Raw genomic sequence first — 17,016 nt, 5'->3', positions numbered from 1 at the left:
CAGTCTAGGTGCCCCTGTCCCGGGCGGCCGAAGTTCCCGGCACCGGGCAGGATGGGGCGATGGAGCTGGTCTCGATCGCCGACATCCGGCTCGCCGCCGACGACGTCGCCGGGACGGTGGTGCGTACCCCGTTGCTGCCGACGCTCTGGGACGACGAGCTGTGCCTCAAGCCGGAGTGCCTGCAGCCGGTGGGCTCGTTCAAGCTGCGGGGGGCGACCCACGCGGTGGCCCGGCTCGACCCGGCCGCCCGGTTCCGGGGCGTGGTGACCCACTCCTCCGGCAACCACGGCCAGGCCCTGGCGTACGCGGCCCGGGCGTTCGGCGTGCCGTGCACGGTGGTCGTCCCGGCGGGCGCGCCGCAGGTCAAGGTGGACCGGATCCGGGCGCTCGGCGCCGAGGTGCGGCTCGTGTCGCCGGCCCGCCGGCTGGTCGAGGCGGAGCGGATCGTGGCCGACACCGGCGCCGTCCTGGTGCCACCCTTCGACGATCCGCGGATCATCGCCGGGCAGGGCACCATCGGGTTGGAGATCGTCGCCGACCTGCCCGAGGTGGACGTGGTGCTGGTGCCGGTGGGCGGCGGGGGCCTCTCCTCGGGCGTGGCCACGGCGGTGAAGGCGCTGCGCCCGTCGGCCGCCGTGATCGGGGTGGAGCCGGAGCTGGCCGCCGACGCCCGGGACTCGCTGGCCGCCGGTGAGGTGGTGGTGTGGGACGTCGAGCGGACCTACCGGACCAGCGCGGACGGCCTGCGTACCAACTTGTCCGAGCTGACCCTGGCCCACCTGCGGGAGCGGCTCGACGCGATCGTCACCGTGTCCGAGGAGGAGATCGGTGCGGCGCTGGGCCGGCTGGTCCGGGACGCCCGGCTGGTGGTCGAGCCGAGCGGCGCGGTCGCGCTGGCCGCCCGGCTGTTCCACCGCGACGAGCTGCCCGCCGGCCGCACGGTCGCCGTGATCACCGGCGGCAACGTCGACCCCGCGGTGCTGGCGGCGGCCCTCGGCACCGGGTGTTAGGCGGGGCCCCCTCCTATGCACGAGGCGTTAGGAAGGGGCCCCTCCTTTCCCGTCAGGCGCGGTGCAGGCGGTCCAGGATCCAGGCGTTGATGAACGCTTCCTCGCGCCAGGCGTCGTACCGGCCGCTGGGGCCACCGTGCCCGGCGCCCATCTCGGTCTTCAGCAGGTAGTCGCCCGCGGGCGAGACGGCCCGCAGCCGGGCGATCCACTTGGCCGGCTCGTGGTAGAGCACCCGGGTGTCGTTGAGGCTGGTCACCGCGAGGATGGCGGGGTAGTCGACCGCGGCCACGTTCTCGTACGGGGTGTACGACTTCATGTACGCGTACACCTCGGGGTCGTCGAGCGGGTTGCCCCACTCCTCCCACTCGGTGACGGTGAGCGGCAGGGACGGGTCGAGGATCGAGGTGAGCGCGTCCACGAAGGGCACCTGCGCGACGATCCCGGTGAACGCGTCCGGGGCCAGGTTGGCCACCGCGCCCATGAGCAGGCCGCCGGCCGAGGCGCCCCGGGCGACGAGCCGGTCGCCGGCCGTCCAGCCGGCCTTGACCAGGTGCCGGGCGCAGGCCACGAAGTCGGTGAAGGTGTTCTTCTTGGCCAGCAGCTTGCCCTCGTCGTACCAGCGCCGGCCCAGCTCACCGCCGCCCCGGATGTGTGCCACGGCGAAGATGACGCCCCGGTCGAGCAGGCTGAGCCGGGCGATGGAGAACCACGGGTCCATGCTCGCCTCGTACGAGCCGTAGCCGTAGATGACGGCGGGGGCGGAGCCGTCGCGCGGGGTGTCCCTGCGGCAGACCAGCGAGATCGGCACCCGGGTGCCGTCGTCGGCGAGCGCCCAGTCCCGGTGCTGCTCGTAGTCGGCCGGGTCGTACGCCCGCCCGTCCGGCCCGGGGCGGACCGGCTTCTGCTTGCGCAGCACCATCTGCCGGGTGACCAGGTCGTAGTCGTAGACCGAGTCGGGGGTGACCAGCGAGGTGTAGCGCAGCCGCACCTCGGTGGTGCGGTACTCCGGGTTGGCGTCCAGCCCGACGCTGTAGATCGGCTCGGGGAAGTCGATGTCGTGCGCGTCGCCGCCGCCGACCGGCAGCACCCGCAGCCCGGTCAGCCCGTTGCTGCGCAGCGAGACGACCAGGTGGTTCTCGAACGCGTCGACGGCTTCCAGCCGGGTGCCGGGGGTGTGCGGGATGAGCGGCGTCCAGTCGCCGGGCGTGTCCGCCGAGGTGAACGCCAGCGCGAAGTCCTCCGCGCCGTCGTTGTGCAGGATCAGGAACCGGTGCCCGTGGTGCTCGACCGAGTATTCGACGCCCTGCCGGCGGGGGGCCACGACGGCCGGCTCGCCGGTGGGGTTGGCGGCCGGGATGACCCGTACCTCGCTGGTGATCTTGCTGTGGATGTCGATGACCACGAAGCGCTCGGAGCGGGTCAGCTCGACGCCCACCCAGAAGCGCTCGTCGTCCTCCTCGTGGACCACCACGTCGTCGCTCGACGGGGTGCCGACGGCGTGCCGCCACACCCGGTTGGGCCGCCACGCGTCGTCCACGGTGACGTAGAACAGCGTGGAGGCGTCGCTGGACCAGGCGGTGCCGTAGAAGGTGTCCGGGATCTCGTCGGGCAGCACCTCGCCGGTGCTGAGGTCCTTGACCCGCAGGGTGAACCGTTCGTCCCCGGCGAAGTCCGTCGAGTAGGCGAGCCAGCGCCCGTCCGGACTGACGTCGAACGCGCCGAGGGCGAAGAAGTCGTGCCCCGCGGCGAGCAGGTTGCCGTCGAGCAGCACCTCCTCGCCGTCCAGCGGGGCGCCGTCGGCGCTGATCGGGGGCGCGGTCTCGCCGTCCCGGACGGCCCGGCGGCACTGCACGCCGTACTGCTGGCCCTCGACCGTGCGGGTGTAGTACCAGTACCCGTCCTTGCGGGTGGGCACCGACAGGTCGGTCTCCTGGGTGCGCCGGCGGGTCTCCTCGAACAGCTCGCCGCGCAGCGCCTCCAGGTGCGCGGTGCGCGCCTCGGTGTAGGCGTTCTCCGCGGTCAGATAGGCGATCGTCTCCGGGTTGTCCTTGGCGGCCAGCCAGGCGTACTCGTCGACGACGGTGTCGCCGTGGTGGGTGCGCTCGGTCTGGACGCGCTTGGCCACGGGCACGGGCGAGGTGTCGGGGGTCTCGGTGGTCACGGCGTCAGGTTACCGGCCGGGACCCGGCCGCCGGGCGGGCGCGCCAGCGGATTCCGGCGACTCGCCGACGGGTCTTTCGAACATGTGTACGATGACCGCCATGGCGGCTGCAGCGAGTTCCACCAACCGACCCGGAGCCCTCGAGATCACCCGGCGACTGGCGGAGATCTGCGGCCCGCCGTTCGCCCGCTTCGCCGGTCCGGCCGACGAGGTGGCCGGCCGGACCGCCCGCTGGGTGGCGGTGCCGGGCGGTCCGCACGCCGCGGCCGAGGTGCTGCGGCTGGCCGCCGCGCATGACCTCACGGTGGTGCCACGCGGTGCCGGCACCAAGATCGACTGGGGTGCCGCCCCGGAACACGTCGACATCATGCTCGACACCGGGCGGCTGGCCGGGATCTGGCACGAGCCGCAGGGCTCGGCGGTGGCCGAGGTCGGCGCGGGGACCCCGCTGCGGGCGGTGCAGGCGACCCTGGAACGCACCGGCCGGCGGCTGCCGATCGACGCGCCCTCCCCCGGAGCGACCCTGGGTGGGGTGCTCGCCGCCGACGAGGCCGGCCCGCTGCGGCTGCGGCACGGCACCCCGTGCGCCCAGCTCGTCGGCCTGCGCTACCTGGACGCCGACGGCGAGCTGGTCAGCCTGGGCGAGGCCGGCACCGCGCTGCTGGGCCGGGCCGCCCCGGCGCCCGCCGATCCGGCGCCCGCCGCCCCGGCGCCCGCCGCCCCGGCGGCGGCCGGCGGCGCGGCGGCCCTCTTCGGCCGGGGTGACCTGCCGGGGCTGGACGTGGCCCGGCTGCTCTGCGGCTCGCAGGGCGGGCTGGGGGTGCTCGTCTCGGCCACCATGCAGGTGCAGACCATGCCGGCCGGCCGGGTCTGGGTGTCCCGCCCGGTCTGGACCCCGCTGGAGGTGCACGACCTGGTCCGGGCGGTGCTCGCCGCCCGGCTCTACCCGGCGGCCGTCGAGCTGGACCTGCCCGTGCCGGTGCCGCTGCCGCGCCGTCGGGTCCACCCGTCGCACCCCTCGGTCGTCGGGCGCCCCGACCACCCGGCGGTGACCGGGCGGTCGGCCGGGCCGGCCGCGGCGGGCAGCCTGGTGGTGCTGCTGGAGGGCGGCCCGGCGGACGTCGCGGAGCGGGCCGACCAACTGGTCGCGGTGCTCGGCGGCGAGGCGGTCGCCAGTCATGCGGCGCCCGAGTGGTGGGGGCGCTACCCGTTCGGTCCCGGTGACACCGCGCTGCGGATCGAGGTGCCCATCAACGACCTGCACGCGGCGGTCTACGCGCTGCGCGACGCGGCGGGCGCGGTGGTGCCGGTCCGCGGCTCCGCCGGGGTGGGCACCGTGCACGCCGCGCTGCCCGGCTCGATGCCGCCGGAGCGGGTGGCGTCGATCCTCGCGGCGGTGCGCGGGGTCCTGGTGGCGCGCCAGGGCCGGTGCGTGGTGGTCTCCGCCCCCGCCCCGGTCCGCTGGGCCGTCGACCTCTGGGGCGAGCTGCCCGCCCTGCCCCGCCTCCGCAGCGCGAAGGCCCACCTCGACCCGCACCACCGCCTGGCCCCCGGCCGCCTCCCCGGCGGCCTCTGACCCGGCGCCGGGCGGGCCGGTCAGAGGGCGTCGTTGCGGAGGACGAGGACGGCGATGTCGTCGCGGGGCGGTTCGACGGAGAAGCCGATCGCCGTGGCGCGCAGGCGGGCCGCGACCACGTCGGCGGAGTAGCCGGCGAGCGGGGCCGCCGACTCGCGCAGCCGGTCGACCCCGAACAGCTCCCGGCCACGCCGCCGCTCGGTGACCCCGTCGGTGTAGAAGATCAGCGTGTCGCCCGGCCCGAGCGTCAGCTCGGCCGTGGGGGTGGCGATCGAGTCGAGCAGCCCGAGCGCGGTGCCGCCGGTGCCGACGAAGGCGGCTCCGCCGCCGGAGCGCAGCAGCACCGGACGGTCGTGCCCGGCCAGGTGCAGGGAGACGTCGAGCCGCTGGCCCTCGCCCGGCCCGACCGCCGCCAGCGCCAGCGTGCAGTACCGGCCGCCACCGCGCTCGACCAGCGTCTCGTTGAGCCGGCCCAGCACCTCCGGCAGCGGCTTGCCGTCGCCGACCAGCACCCGGATCACGTCCCGCACCAGGCCGGTCACCGCCGCCGCCTGCACGCCCTTGCCGGAGACGTCGCCGATGACCACCAGCCAGCGGCCGTCCGACAGCGGCAGCACGTCGTAGAAGTCGCCGCCGACCTCCGCCTCGTCGCCGGTCGGGACGTACTCGGCGGCGAAGCCGATGCCCTCGACCACGGGCAGCACCGGGGGCAGCAGCGACTGCTGGAGGGTCTGCGCGACCCGACGCCGCTCGGCATGGATGCGGGCGTTCTCGATGGCGAGGGCGGCCCGCCGGGCCACGTCCTCCAGCACCGAGACCTCGTCCGGGTCGTGCCGGTGCCGCTGGTGCCGGCCGACCGCCAGGGTGCCGAGCCGCTGGCCGCGCGCGATCAGCGGCACCGCGAAGCCCTCCATCGGCCCGCTCAGCGGCACCTGCGACGCGCTCCGGGACGCCTCCCGCAGCCGGGCCTGGATCGAGTCCGGCCCCGTCTCCTGGAGCACCCGGTGCAGCTGCGGCAGCACCGCCTCGTCGGCGTGGCTGGACGCGGCGAGGCGGAGCCGGCCCCACTCGTCGGTGGTGTGCACCGCGCACCACTGGCCGAGCCGGGGCACCACCAGCTGCGGGATGAGCGCCATGGTCAGCTCGACGTCGAGGGACTGGGCGAGCAGCTCGCTCGCCTCGGCGAGGAAGGTCAGCCAGGCCGACCGGCGGATATCGGCCCGGCGCAGCCGGTCGTTCTCCAGGTGCAGCGAGAGCCGCTCGGCGGCGAGCACGGCCAGCGGCCGGGCGTACGCCGAGGGCGCCGCGTCCAGCTCCAGCTCCCCCGCGTACGGGCGGTGCACGGCGAGCGGCACCCGGAGCAGGTCGTGCCCCTCCCGGAGCGGCCGGCCGTACCGGGCGAGCTGCTGGACGCCCTGCCCGTCGCCCCGGTCCAGCCGGACCACGCCGCCCGCCGCGCCGACCATCTCGGCGAGCCGGGTCAGCAGGTCGGTGGCGAACTCCGGCAGCGGGTCGTCCGCGTACGGGTCGGGGTTGGTCTGCATCAGCTCGCTCATCGCGGCGGCGCTCGGGGTGCTCTCCCCGGTGTTGCCCGGGCCGGCCACCGCGGTGCGGGTCTCGGCCGCCGCCGGCCGGTCGGACGGCGCCGCGTCGGGCCGGTCGAGCCGGAACCAGACACCCTTACCGGTGGGCACGTAGGTGGTGCCCCACCGGCTGGCGAAGTGGTCCACCAGCAGCAGCCCGCGCCCGCGCTCGGCCACCTCGGTGATCTCCGAGGCGTCGTTACGGACGCCGACCACCAGCTCCTCCACCGGCCCGGACGCGAAGTCGGTGACCGTCACGGTCAGTCCCGTTCCGTCGGCTTCGACCTCGATGTCCAGCTCGGTACGCGCGTGCTCGACGGCGTTCGTGGTGAGTTCCGTGGTGAGGAGCAGGGCCTCGTTGAGCAGTTCGTCCAGGTTCGCCTCGGCCAGAACGGACCGGACCAGCGCCCGCGCGGCGGCGGGCGTACGCCGGTCCGCGGGGAGCCGGACCCGCCGGACATGCTCGTCCGAGCCGCCGTTCATCGCCGGCTCCGCCTCCGCTGACACCCCCGTATCCTGTACCGCCGGCACCTCGGGTGCCAAGCCGTCTTCCGATCGCACTCCGCGTGGGACCGGTCACGACGCGTACGCGTGCCGCGTGCCAGCAGGTCGTCGCCTCGACGTGACGCGGGCAGAATGGTGGGATGGCTGCGTGTCGGCACGAGCCGGTTGGCCCCGAGCTGAGCGAGGAATGATGACCACGGCGAAACAGTCGGTAGCCGCGGACGACCATGAGGTGCTCCTCGGCGAAATGGTGGAGGCGCTGCGGCGGGTACGCCGGGGCGACCTCCGGGTCCGGCTGCCCCGGCGGGCCGGGCTGGCCGGTGAGGTGGCCGACGCCTTCAACGACGTGGTGTCACTTCAGGAGCGGCAGCACCACGACCTGCGCCGGATCAGCCGGGTGGTCGGCCGGGACGGCCGGCTGACCGAGCGCCTCGACGACGAGGGGCTGGACGGCTCGTGGGCGGAGGGGCAGCGGGCGGTCAACTCGCTGATCGACGACCTTGGGCGCCCGACCACCGAGATCGCCCGGGTCATCGTGGCGGTGGCCGACGGCGACCTCTCCCAGCACATGGCACTGGAGATCGACGGCCGCCCGCTGCGTGGTGAGTACCTGCGCATCGGCCGCACGGTCAACACGATGGTGGACCAGCTCTCCTCCTTCTCCAACGAGGTGACCCGGGTGGCCCGCGAGGTGGGCACCGAGGGCAAGCTCGGCGGCCAGGCCGACGTACGCGGCGTCGCCGGGACCTGGAAGGACCTCACCGACTCGGTGAACACCATGGCGTCGAACCTGACCGGCCAGGTGCGGTCGATCTCCCAGGTGGCGACCGCGGTGGCCAAGGGTGACCTGTCGCAGAAGATCACGGTCGGGGCGAGCGGCGAGGTCGCCGAGCTGGCCGACACCATGAACTCGCTGACCGACACCCTGCGGCTCTTCGCCGAGCAGGTGACCCGGGTGGCCCGGGAGGTGGGCACCGAGGGCAAGCTGGGCGGCCAGGCCGACGTGCCGAACGTCGCCGGCACCTGGAAGGACCTGACCGACAGCGTGAACTCGATGGCGTCGAACCTGACGTCGCAGGTGCGCAACATCGCCCAGGTCTCGACCGCGGTTGCCCGGGGCGACCTGTCGCAGAAGATCACGGTGGCCGCGCAGGGCGAGATCCTGGAGCTCAAGGACACCGTGAACACGATGGTGGATCAGCTGTCGTCGTTCGCGGACGAGGTGACCCGGGTGGCCCGTGAGGTGGGCATCGAGGGCAAGCTCGGGGGCCAGGCCCAGGTCCGGGGCGTCTCCGGCACCTGGCGGGACCTCACCGAGAACGTCAACCAGCTCGCCGGCAACCTGACCAGCCAGGTACGGAACATCTCGCAGGTCTCCACGGCGGTGGCCAAGGGTGACCTGTCGCAGAAGATCACGGTGGATGCGCAGGGCGAGATCCTGGAGCTGAAGAACACCGTGAACACCATGGTGGACCAGCTGTCGTCGTTCGCCGACGAGGTGACCCGGGTGGCCCGTGAGGTGGGCACCGAGGGCAAGCTGGGTGGTCAGGCGCAGGTGAAGGGGGTTTCCGGCACCTGGCGGGACCTGACCGACAACGTGAACTCGATGGCGTCGAACCTGACGTCGCAGGTGCGCAACATCGCCTCGGTCACCACCGCGGTCGCCAAGGGCGACCTGAGCCAGAAGATCACCGTCGACGCCCGGGGTGAGATCCTGGAGCTGAAGTCGACGGTCAACACGATGGTGGACCAGCTCTCGTCGTTCGCCGACGAGGTGACCCGGGTGGCCCGTGAGGTGGGCACCGAGGGCAAGCTCGGCGGTCAGGCCCAGGTCCGGGGGGTCGCCGGCACCTGGCGGGACCTGACCGACAACGTGAACTCGATGGCGTCGAACCTGACCGCCCAGGTGCGGAACATCGCCCAGGTGTCGACGGCGGTGGCCAAGGGTGACCTGTCGCAGAAGATCACGGTGGACGCGCGGGGCGAGATCCTGGAGCTGAAGTCGACGGTCAACACGATGGTGGACCAGCTCTCGTCGTTCGCGGACGAGGTGACCCGGGTGGCCCGTGAGGTGGGCACCGAGGGCAAGCTGGGTGGTCAGGCGCAGGTGAAGGGGGTTTCCGGCACCTGGCGGGACCTGACCGACAACGTGAACTCGATGGCGTCGAACCTGACGTCGCAGGTGCGCAACATCGCCTCGGTCACCACCGCGGTCGCCAAGGGTGACCTGTCGCAGAAGATCACCGTCGACGCGCAGGGCGAGATCCTGGAGCTGAAGTCGACGGTCAACACGATGGTGGACCAGCTGTCGTCGTTCGCCGACGAGGTGACCCGGGTGGCCCGCGAGGTGGGCACCGAGGGCAAGCTGGGTGGTCAGGCGCAGGTGAAGGGCGTTTCCGGCACCTGGCGGGACCTCACCGAGAACGTCAACCAGCTCGCCTCGACCCTCACCACCCAGCTCCGGGCCATCGCCCAGGTCTCCACCTCGGTGACCCGCGGCGACCTGACCCAGCGGATCGCGGTCAAGGCCCAGGGCGAGGTCGCCGAGCTGAAGGACAACATCAACCAGATGATCGTCACCCTCCGGGAGACGACCAAGAAGAACGCCGAGCAGGGCTGGCTGGACTCCAACCTGGCCCGGATCGGTGGCCTGCTCCAGGGTCAGCGGGACCTCGGCGAGGTCTGCCGCATGATCATGATGGAGGTGACCCCGCTGGTCGACGCGCAGCTCGGCGCGTTCTTCCTGGTGGACAGCTCCGAGGGGAGCATGCGGCTGCGGCTCACCGCCTCGTACGGGTACGTGGCGCGCGGACACGACGTGACCTTCGGGCCCGGCGAGGGGCTGGTCGGGCAGGCCGCCCTCTCCCGGCGGACCATCCGGGTCAACGCCCAGCCCGACGGGCGCCTGGTGCTGCGTTCCGGGCTGGCCGAGACGCCCCCCGCCGACCTGGTGGTGCTGCCGGTCCTCTTCGAGGGCGAGCTGCTCGGGGTGATCGAGTTCGCCGGCGTGACCACCTTCTCCGAGCTGCACCTGGCGTTCCTGGAGCGGCTGGTGCTGACCATCGGCGTGGCGGTCAACACCATCCAGGCCAACCGGCGTACGGAGGAGTTGCTGTCCCAGTCGCAGCGGCTGGCGCTCGAACTCCAGGACCAGTCGGCGGAGCTGCAGCGCACCAACGCCGAACTGGAGGACAAGGCGAAGCTGCTTTCCGAGCAGAAGACGAACATCGAGACGCAGAACCGGGAGATCGAGCTCGCCCGGCTCGGGCTGGAGGAGAAGGCGCAGCAGCTCACCCGGGCCTCGGCGTACAAGTCGGAGTTCCTGGCGAACATGAGCCACGAGCTGCGGACGCCGTTGAACTCGCTGCTGCTGCTGTCCCGGCTGCTCGCGGAGAACCCGGAGCAGAACCTCACGCCGAAGCAGATCGAGTTCGCCCGCACCATCCACAGCGCCGGATCGGACCTGCTCTCCCTGATCGACGACATCCTGGACCTGGCCAAGATCGAGGCGGGCCGAATGGACGTCGAGCCGACCGAGCTGCGCTTCTCCGAGCTGCGCGGCTACGTCGAGCAGGCGTTCGCCCCGCAGGCCGAGGAGAAGGGCCTCGACTTCCAGGTCCGGGTCAGCAAGGAGCTGCCGCCGGCCCTGGTCACCGACGCCCAGCGGTTGCAGCAGATCCTGCGCAACCTGCTCTCCAACGCGGTGAAGTTCACCGACCAGGGCGCCGTGACGCTGCGCATCGCCCCGGCCGCCGAGAACGCGGTCTTCGACGTGCCGGCGCTGACCAACGCCCAGCGGGTCATCGCGTTCACGGTGATCGACACGGGTATCGGCATCTCGGACGACAAGCTCTCGCTGATCTTCGAGGCGTTCCAGCAGGCCGACGGCACCACCAGCCGGCGGTACGGCGGCACCGGGCTGGGCCTGTCGATCAGCCGGGACCTGGCCCGCCTGATCGGCGGCACGATCACCGTTTCGTCGGCGCCCGGGCAGGGCTCGACGTTCACCCTCTTCGTACCGGACGTGCTGGCGCCGGATGCGGTGGTGGCGCCGGCGCCGCCCTCGCCGAGCCGCGCGGGCCTGCCGTCGTCCCTGCTGATGCCGATGGAGCTGCCCCAGCCGGTGGAGACCCCGGCTACCCGCCGGCTGGAGGGCGTGACGGTTTTGATCGTCGACGACGACGTCCGCAACGTGTTCGCCCTTACCTCCGCGTTGGAACTTCATGGGATGACCGTGTTGTACTCGGACAACGGGGCGGACGGCGTCCGCCAGCTGGCCGAGCATCCGGAGGTGGACATCGTGTTGATGGACGCGATGATGCCCGACCAGGACGGGTACGAGACGACCCGGCAGATCCGCCGCAACCACCGCTTCGCGGACCTGCCGATCGTGTTCCTGACCGCGAAGGCGATGCCCGGTGACCGGGAGTCGGCGATCACGGCCGGGGGCAGCGACTACATCACCAAGCCGGTGGACCTGGACGAGTTGATCGAGATGATGGCGTCCTGGATCAGCCGCAGCCGAGGCGAGGAGACTTCGTGACCCAGACGGCCAAGGCGCTGCTGGTGGACGACCGGCGGGAGAACCTGATGGCGCTGGAGGCGATCCTCCAGGGGCTTCCGGTGCAGTCGGTTGCCGTGGAGAGCGGCGAGGCGGCGCTGAAGCAGCTCCTGGTGGACGACTTCGCAGTCATCCTGCTCGACGCCCAGATGCCCGACATGGACGGCTTCGAGACCGCCACCCACATCAAGCGGCGGGAGCGGACCCGGCACGTACCGATCATCTTCCTCACCGCGGCGGACAAGGACGCCCAGCTCGCCCTGCGCGGCTACGCGGTCGGCGCGGTCGACTACCTGACCAAGCCGTTCGATCCGTGGGTGCTGCGGGCCAAGGTGTCGGTCTTCGTCGAGCTGTGGGTGAAGAGCCGGCAGCTCGCCGCCCAGTCGGATCTGGTGCGGGAGCGGGACGCGCAGTGGCGGGTGCTCACCGACGCGGTGGACGAGGCGACGGCCCTGCTGCGCGCCGACGACAGCCCGGAGGGCCGGGTGCGCGCGATGGACCTCCTGGAGCAGGCCCGCTGGGGCAACCAGAGCTGATCGTTCAGTCGGCTCGGTCGCCGTGCCCGGTCGCGGCCCGCCGGGCCCGCCACCGCGCGCCGAGGGCGTCGATCTCCTCCTGTACGAAGAGGAAGAAGTCCCGCATCTCGGCCACCCGCTCGCCGGCCGCGGTCGTCCGCCCGTGCAGCGCCTCGACGCCGCCGCTGGCGATGTCGATGAAGTTCTTGTAGAGGCCGGTCTTGGTGATGGTGGCCTCGTACCAGGGGTTGTCCGGCATCCGGTAGCGGTCCCGCCGGGAGCCCTTGACCGGCTCGCGGATCAGCATGCTGAACTGGGTCAGATAGCGGACCGCGCCGGAGACCGCCGCCGCGCTGACCCCGAGGCGCTCGGCGATCTCGGCGGCGGTCAACGGGCCGTCCGCGCTCATCACGGTGAAGAGCACCCGGCCGGCCATCCGGGGAAAGCCGACGTCCGCGAAGGCCATCGCCATGCGCTCGACGAAGAGGTGGACCTCCTCCTCGCTCGGGGCCGGGCGGTGGTCGTCAGACATCGGCGGTCGCTCCTCGCGTTAAAAAGTCGTGAAGCTGATGGTGCCTCAGCTCTTACTGTCTTCACAAGTTTGTGAAACGAGCGTAGCTTCCGAAGCATGGAAACCCCAATTGAGGTGTCCGGCCTGGTGAAGACCTTCGGCCGGACCCGAGCGCTCGACGGACTCGAGCTGACCGTCCGCTCCGGCGAGGTGCACGGCTTCCTGGGGCCCAACGGCGCCGGTAAGTCGACCACCATCCGGGTGCTGCTCGGCCTGCTGCGGGCGGACGCGGGGGCCGTCCGGCTGCTCGGCGGTGATCCCTGGCGGGATGCCGTCGCCCTGCACCGCCGCCTGGCGTACGTCCCCGGCGACGTCACGCTCTGGCCCAACCTGAGCGGCGGCGAGGTGATCGACCTGCTCGGCCGGATGCGCGGGGGGCTCGACCCCAAGCGCCGGGCCGAGCTGCTGGAGTCCTTCGAGCTGGATCCGCGCAAGAAGGGCCGGGCCTACTCGAAGGGCAACCGGCAGAAGGTCGGCCTGGTCGCGGCCCTCGCCTCCGACGTCGAGCTGCTCATCCTCGACGAGCCGACCTCCGGGCTGGACCCGCTGATGGAGGAGGTCTTCCAGCACTGGGTACGCCGGGCCAAGCAGGACGGACGCACCGTGCTGCTCTCCAGCCACATCCTCGCCGAGGTGGAGGCGCTCTGCGACCGGGTGACGATCATCCGCAACGGCCGCGCCGTGGAGTCCGGCACCCTCGGCGAGCTGCGTCACCTGCACCGCACCTCGATCGACGCCGAGCTCGCCGCCCCACTGGACGGGCTGGCCGACCTGCCCGGCGTGCACGACCTGCGGGTGGACGGCAACCGGGTGCGCTTCGACGTGGACGCCGCCGCCCTGGACACCGCCCTGCGCCGCCTGACCGAGCTGGGCGTACGCAGCCTGGTCAGCACGCCGCCGACGCTCGAGGAGCTGTTCCTGCGGCACTACGAGTCGGTCCCCGAGGCGATCCGATGAACGAGCGTCAGCGAGCGAATCATCAGTACAGCGCGGTGGTGCCTCAGGCGGCCGCCGAGCGAAAAGAGGTGGCCGCATGAGCACGCTCACCGGCACCCGCCACCTGGTCCGGCTGATCCTGCGCCGGGACCGCGTCCTGCTCCCGCTCTGGGTGCTGGTCCTCGCGGTCCTGCCGATGACCTACGCGACCAGCTTCTTCGAACTCTTCCCGACGGACGCGCAGCGGGCCGCTTACGCCGCCGGCACCGCGCGCAACCCGTCGATCGTGGCCCTGCTCGGCCCGGTGTACGGCGACAGCGTCGGCGCGCTGACCGCCCAGCGCAGCGGCTTCCTGATCGTGATCATCGCGCTGGCCAGCCTGCTCACCGTCATCCGGCACACCCGCACCGAGGAGGAGGCCGGCCGGCGGGAGCTGCTCGGCGCCACCGTGCTCGGCCGGTACGCCGGGCTGACCGCCGCGCTGCTCGTGACGTACGCGGCCGACCTGCTGCTCGGCCTGCTCACCGCCGCCGGGCTGGCCTCCACCGGCCTGCCCGCGGCCGGCTCGTACGCGTACGGCCTCGCGGTCGCGCTGACCGGCATCGTCTTCGCCACGGTGGGCGGGCTGGCCGCCCAGCTCACCGAGACGGCGGGCGGGGCGCGGGGGATCGGCATCGCGGTGCTCGGGGCGGCGTTCGGGCTCCGGCTGGTCGGCGACACCGCCACGAACGACTGGCCGAGCTGGCTCTCCCCGCTGGGTTGGGCGGCCCGGGTGCGGGCGTACGAGGGGGACCGCTGGTGGGTGCTGGCGCTACCGCTGGTGGTGTCCGTGCTGATCGCGGCGGTCGCGTACCCGTTGTCGGTGCGCCGCGACCTCGGCGCGGGGCTGCTGCCGCCCCGGCTCGGCCCGGCCACCGCCGGCTCGGCCCTCGCCGGCCCGTTCGGGCTGGCCTGGCGGCTGCACCGGGGGCAGATCCTCTGGTGGTCGGTCGGCTTCGGCCTGCTCGGGCTGATCCTGGGCGGGGCGGCCGAGGCTGCCGGCCGCTCGGTCGAGGGAAACGCGCAGCTGGAGGAGATCATGGCCCGGCTCGGCGGTGCCTCCGGTCTGGCCGACGCCTACCTGGGCGCCACGCTCAGCCTGGCCGGCCTGGCTGCGGCCGGGTACGGCGTCCAGGCCGCGCTGCGGATGCGCGCGGAGGAGACCGCCGGACGGGCCGAGCCGCTGCTGGCGACCGGCACCCACCGCTCCACCTGGCTGCTCTCGCACGTGGTGTTCGCGCTGCTCGGCCCGGCGGTGGTGCTCGTCGTGACCGGCCTCGCCATCGGCGTGACCTACGGCGTCAGCGTGCACGACGTGCCGGGTCAGCTGCCCCGGATGGCCGGGGCCGGGCTGGCCCAGGCGCCGGCGGCCTGGGTGCTGGCCGGGGTGGCGGTGCTGCTGTACGGGCTGGCCCCGCGGCTCGCGCCGGTGGCCTGGGCCCTGCTGGCGGTCTGCGTGCTGCTCGGTCAGCTCGGGGCGGTGCTCGAACTCGACCAGTGGCTGCTGGACCTCTCCCCGTTCACGCACACCCCGCAGGTCCTCCGCCCGACCTGGAGTGCCACCCCCTTCTGGCTGCTCACCGCCCTGGCCCTGGCCCTGGCCGCGCTGGGCCTCGCCGGTTTCCGCCGCCGCGACGTCCCGGTCACCTGACCGCCCCCCGCCTCGACGATGAACGGCGTCAGGGGGCGGTCTCGTTGCGGATCATCAGGGCCGAGCGGAGGCCGGTGATGTCCAGGACGCGGAGGAGGAAGTCGCCGACGTTGCTGAGCACCAGCAGGCTCTGGGCGTGGCTGGCCTTGCGGCTGAGCACCACCAGGGTGCCGAGGCCCTGCGAGTCGCAGAAGGTCACCCCGCCCAGGTCGAGCACGATGCGAGGCGGGGGATCGGCCAGCACCTCATTGACGACTGTCGACAGCTGGGCGGCCGTGAGCATGTCGATCTCGCCGGCCAGGCGAAGCACGGCTTCGTCGCCCGTCCGGTTTATCGCGATGGACAGTTCGGCACGATCCACCCGGACAGCCTATCGCGATCTCGACCACCGGGCCCGGCGAGAGGGTCGCCGGCGCGCACCGCGCGCCGGCCGGACGGGGCGTGAGCCGGGTAACCCCCGATGCGGGGTCGCTGCCGGTCGGCCGTCCGGCGCTGACACAATGGCGGCATCGTGACCGATACCTTTTCCGCCGGATCCGGCCGCTACCCGGCCGACGCCCCGGCCTCCGAGGCCCTGTTCGACCGCGCCAAGGCCATCGTGCCCGGCGGGGTGAACTCCCCCGTGCGCGCGTTCCGTGCCGTCGGCGGCACCCCGCGCTTCATGGTCCGGGGGGAGGGTCCCTGGCTCTTCGACGCCGACGGCCGCCGCTACGTCGACCTGGTCTGCTCCTGGGGGCCGCTGATCCTCGGCCACGCCCACCCGACGGTGGTCGAGGCGCTGCGCGAGGCCGCGGCGCTCGGCACCAGCTTCGGCACCCCCACCCCGGGCGAGGTCGACCTGGCCGCGGAGATCGTCGCGCGTACCCCGGTGGAGCAGGTGCGCCTGGTCAACTCGGGCACCGAGGCGACCATGTCGGCGATCCGGCTGGCCCGCGGCTTCACCGGCCGTGCCAAGATCGTCAAGTTCTCCGGCTGCTACCACGGCCACTCCGACGCGCTGCTCGCCGCCGCCGGCTCCGGCGTGGCCACCTTGGGCCTGCCCGACTCGCCCGGCGTCACCGGGGCCGCCGCCGGCGACACCATCGTGCTGCCCTACAACGACCTGCGCGCGGTCGAGGAGGCCTTCGCCGCCGAGGGCCCGCACATCGCCGCGGTCATCACCGAGGCCGCCGCCGGCAACATGGGCGTGATCGCCCCGCGCGACGACTTCAACCAGCAGCTCGCCCGGATCGCCCACGCGCACGGCGCGCTGCTCATCGTCGACGAGGTGATGACCGGATTCCGGGTCTCCCGCGCCGGCTGGCACGGCCTCGACCCCTCCGGCGCCGACCTGTGGACGTACGGGAAGGTCATGGGTGGCGGCCTGCCCGCCGCGGCGTTCGGCGGCCGCGCGGAGATCATGGGGAAGCTCGCCCCGGCCGGCCCGGTCTACCAGGCCGGCACCCTCTCCGGTAACCCGCTGGCCTGCGCCGCCGGCCTGGCCACGCTGCGGCTCGCCGACGACGCGCTCTACCGGAAGCTCGACGAGACGGCGGCCGTGGTGGGCAAGCTCGCCACCGACGCGCTGGCCGCCGCCGGGGTCCCGCACCGCCTGTCGACCGCGGGCAACATGTTCTCGATCTTCTTCACCGACGCCGACGTGGCCGACTACGACAGCGCGCGGACCCAGCAGGTGCCCGCGTTCAAGGCGTTCTTCCACGCGATGCTCGCCGCCGGCGTCTACCTGCCGCCGAGCGCGTTCGAGGCGTGGTTCGTGTCGGCGGCGATCGACGACGCCGCCCTGGAACACATCGCCGCCGCCCTCCCAGGTGCGGCGCGGGCGGCGGCAGCGGCGGGACACGGGGGGTAGCGGTGAGCGCGAGGAGTGAGCCGGGTCTGCGAGCCCCGCAGTCGCGAACGAAGGGGGCCC

At 73.0% G+C, this 17,016-nt stretch carries 11 protein-coding genes; 7 read left to right on the top strand and 4 right to left on the bottom strand.

Annotation, left to right across the window (positions count from 1 at the left end; translation table 11 throughout):
- The first annotated feature begins 59 nt into the window (after positions 1-59).
- The gene (locus Q2K19_RS09750; RefSeq protein WP_302769666.1) at positions 60-1,010 is read left to right on the top strand and encodes a threonine ammonia-lyase; all 951 of its coding nucleotides are present in this window, start codon (positions 60-62) and stop codon (positions 1,008-1,010) included.
- Positions 1,011-1,062: 52 nt separating this feature from the next.
- Here the strand turns inward: Q2K19_RS09750 and Q2K19_RS09745 are convergent, their stop codons facing one another.
- Positions 1,063-3,171 carry a S9 family peptidase gene (locus Q2K19_RS09745; protein ID WP_302769664.1) on the bottom strand — a complete coding sequence of 703 codons (2,109 nt, stop codon included), beginning with the start codon at positions 3,169-3,171 and terminating at the stop codon, positions 1,063-1,065.
- A 100-nt stretch (positions 3,172-3,271) separates the two neighbouring features.
- On the opposite strand from Q2K19_RS09745, the gene Q2K19_RS09740 reads away from it, so the two are divergent.
- On the top strand, positions 3,272-4,747 hold the full coding sequence (locus Q2K19_RS09740) for an FAD-binding oxidoreductase (protein ID WP_302769661.1): 1,476 nt from the start codon (positions 3,272-3,274) through the stop codon (positions 4,745-4,747).
- A gap of 20 nt (positions 4,748-4,767) precedes the next feature.
- Here the strand turns inward: Q2K19_RS09740 and Q2K19_RS09735 are convergent, their stop codons facing one another.
- Positions 4,768-6,837, bottom strand: coding sequence for a SpoIIE family protein phosphatase (locus Q2K19_RS09735; protein ID WP_302769658.1), 2,070 nt, complete (start codon positions 6,835-6,837; stop codon positions 4,768-4,770).
- A 187-nt stretch (positions 6,838-7,024) separates the two neighbouring features.
- Here Q2K19_RS09735 and Q2K19_RS09730 point away from each other — a divergent pair, with 187 nt between their 5' ends.
- Together Q2K19_RS09730 and Q2K19_RS09725 are read left to right on the top strand one after the other, a co-directional pair.
- Positions 7,025-11,377, top strand: coding sequence for a HAMP domain-containing protein (locus Q2K19_RS09730; protein WP_302769655.1), 4,353 nt, complete (start codon positions 7,025-7,027; stop codon positions 11,375-11,377).
- Positions 11,374-11,931 (top strand): response regulator, encoded by a 558-nt coding sequence (locus Q2K19_RS09725; RefSeq protein WP_302769653.1) that lies wholly within the window; start codon positions 11,374-11,376, stop codon positions 11,929-11,931. The genes Q2K19_RS09730 and Q2K19_RS09725 overlap by 4 nt, the downstream gene beginning before the upstream one ends.
- A gap of 4 nt (positions 11,932-11,935) precedes the next feature.
- Here the strand turns inward: Q2K19_RS09725 and Q2K19_RS09720 are convergent, their stop codons facing one another.
- Complete coding sequence (locus Q2K19_RS09720) at positions 11,936-12,442, bottom strand: GbsR/MarR family transcriptional regulator (RefSeq protein WP_302769651.1); 507 nt, start codon at positions 12,440-12,442, stop codon at positions 11,936-11,938.
- A 96-nt stretch (positions 12,443-12,538) separates the two neighbouring features.
- Between Q2K19_RS09720 and Q2K19_RS09715 the strand changes: the two genes are divergently transcribed.
- Complete coding sequence (locus tag Q2K19_RS09715) at positions 12,539-13,438, top strand: ABC transporter ATP-binding protein (protein ID WP_302769649.1); 900 nt, start codon at positions 12,539-12,541, stop codon at positions 13,436-13,438.
- 76 nt (positions 13,439-13,514) lie between these two features.
- A complete protein-coding gene (locus Q2K19_RS09710) occupies positions 13,515-15,107 on the top strand; it encodes an ABC transporter permease (protein ID WP_302769647.1) in 1,593 nt (530 codons plus the stop codon).
- Between the two features lie 28 nt (positions 15,108-15,135).
- Here the strand turns inward: Q2K19_RS09710 and Q2K19_RS09705 are convergent, their stop codons facing one another.
- Positions 15,136-15,468, bottom strand: coding sequence for an STAS domain-containing protein (locus Q2K19_RS09705; RefSeq protein ID WP_302769645.1), 333 nt, complete (start codon positions 15,466-15,468; stop codon positions 15,136-15,138).
- 150 nt (positions 15,469-15,618) lie between these two features.
- On the opposite strand from Q2K19_RS09705, the gene hemL reads away from it, so the two are divergent.
- Positions 15,619-16,956 carry a glutamate-1-semialdehyde 2,1-aminomutase gene (gene hemL, locus Q2K19_RS09700; RefSeq protein WP_302769643.1) on the top strand — a complete coding sequence of 446 codons (1,338 nt, stop codon included), beginning with the start codon at positions 15,619-15,621 and terminating at the stop codon, positions 16,954-16,956.
- The last annotated feature ends 60 nt before the right edge of the window (positions 16,957-17,016 follow it).

Source organism: Micromonospora sp. NBRC 110009 (assembly GCF_030518795.1).
Classification (GTDB): domain Bacteria; phylum Actinomycetota; class Actinomycetes; order Mycobacteriales; family Micromonosporaceae; genus Micromonospora.
This window is presented reverse-complemented; position numbering and strand designations above follow the sequence as displayed.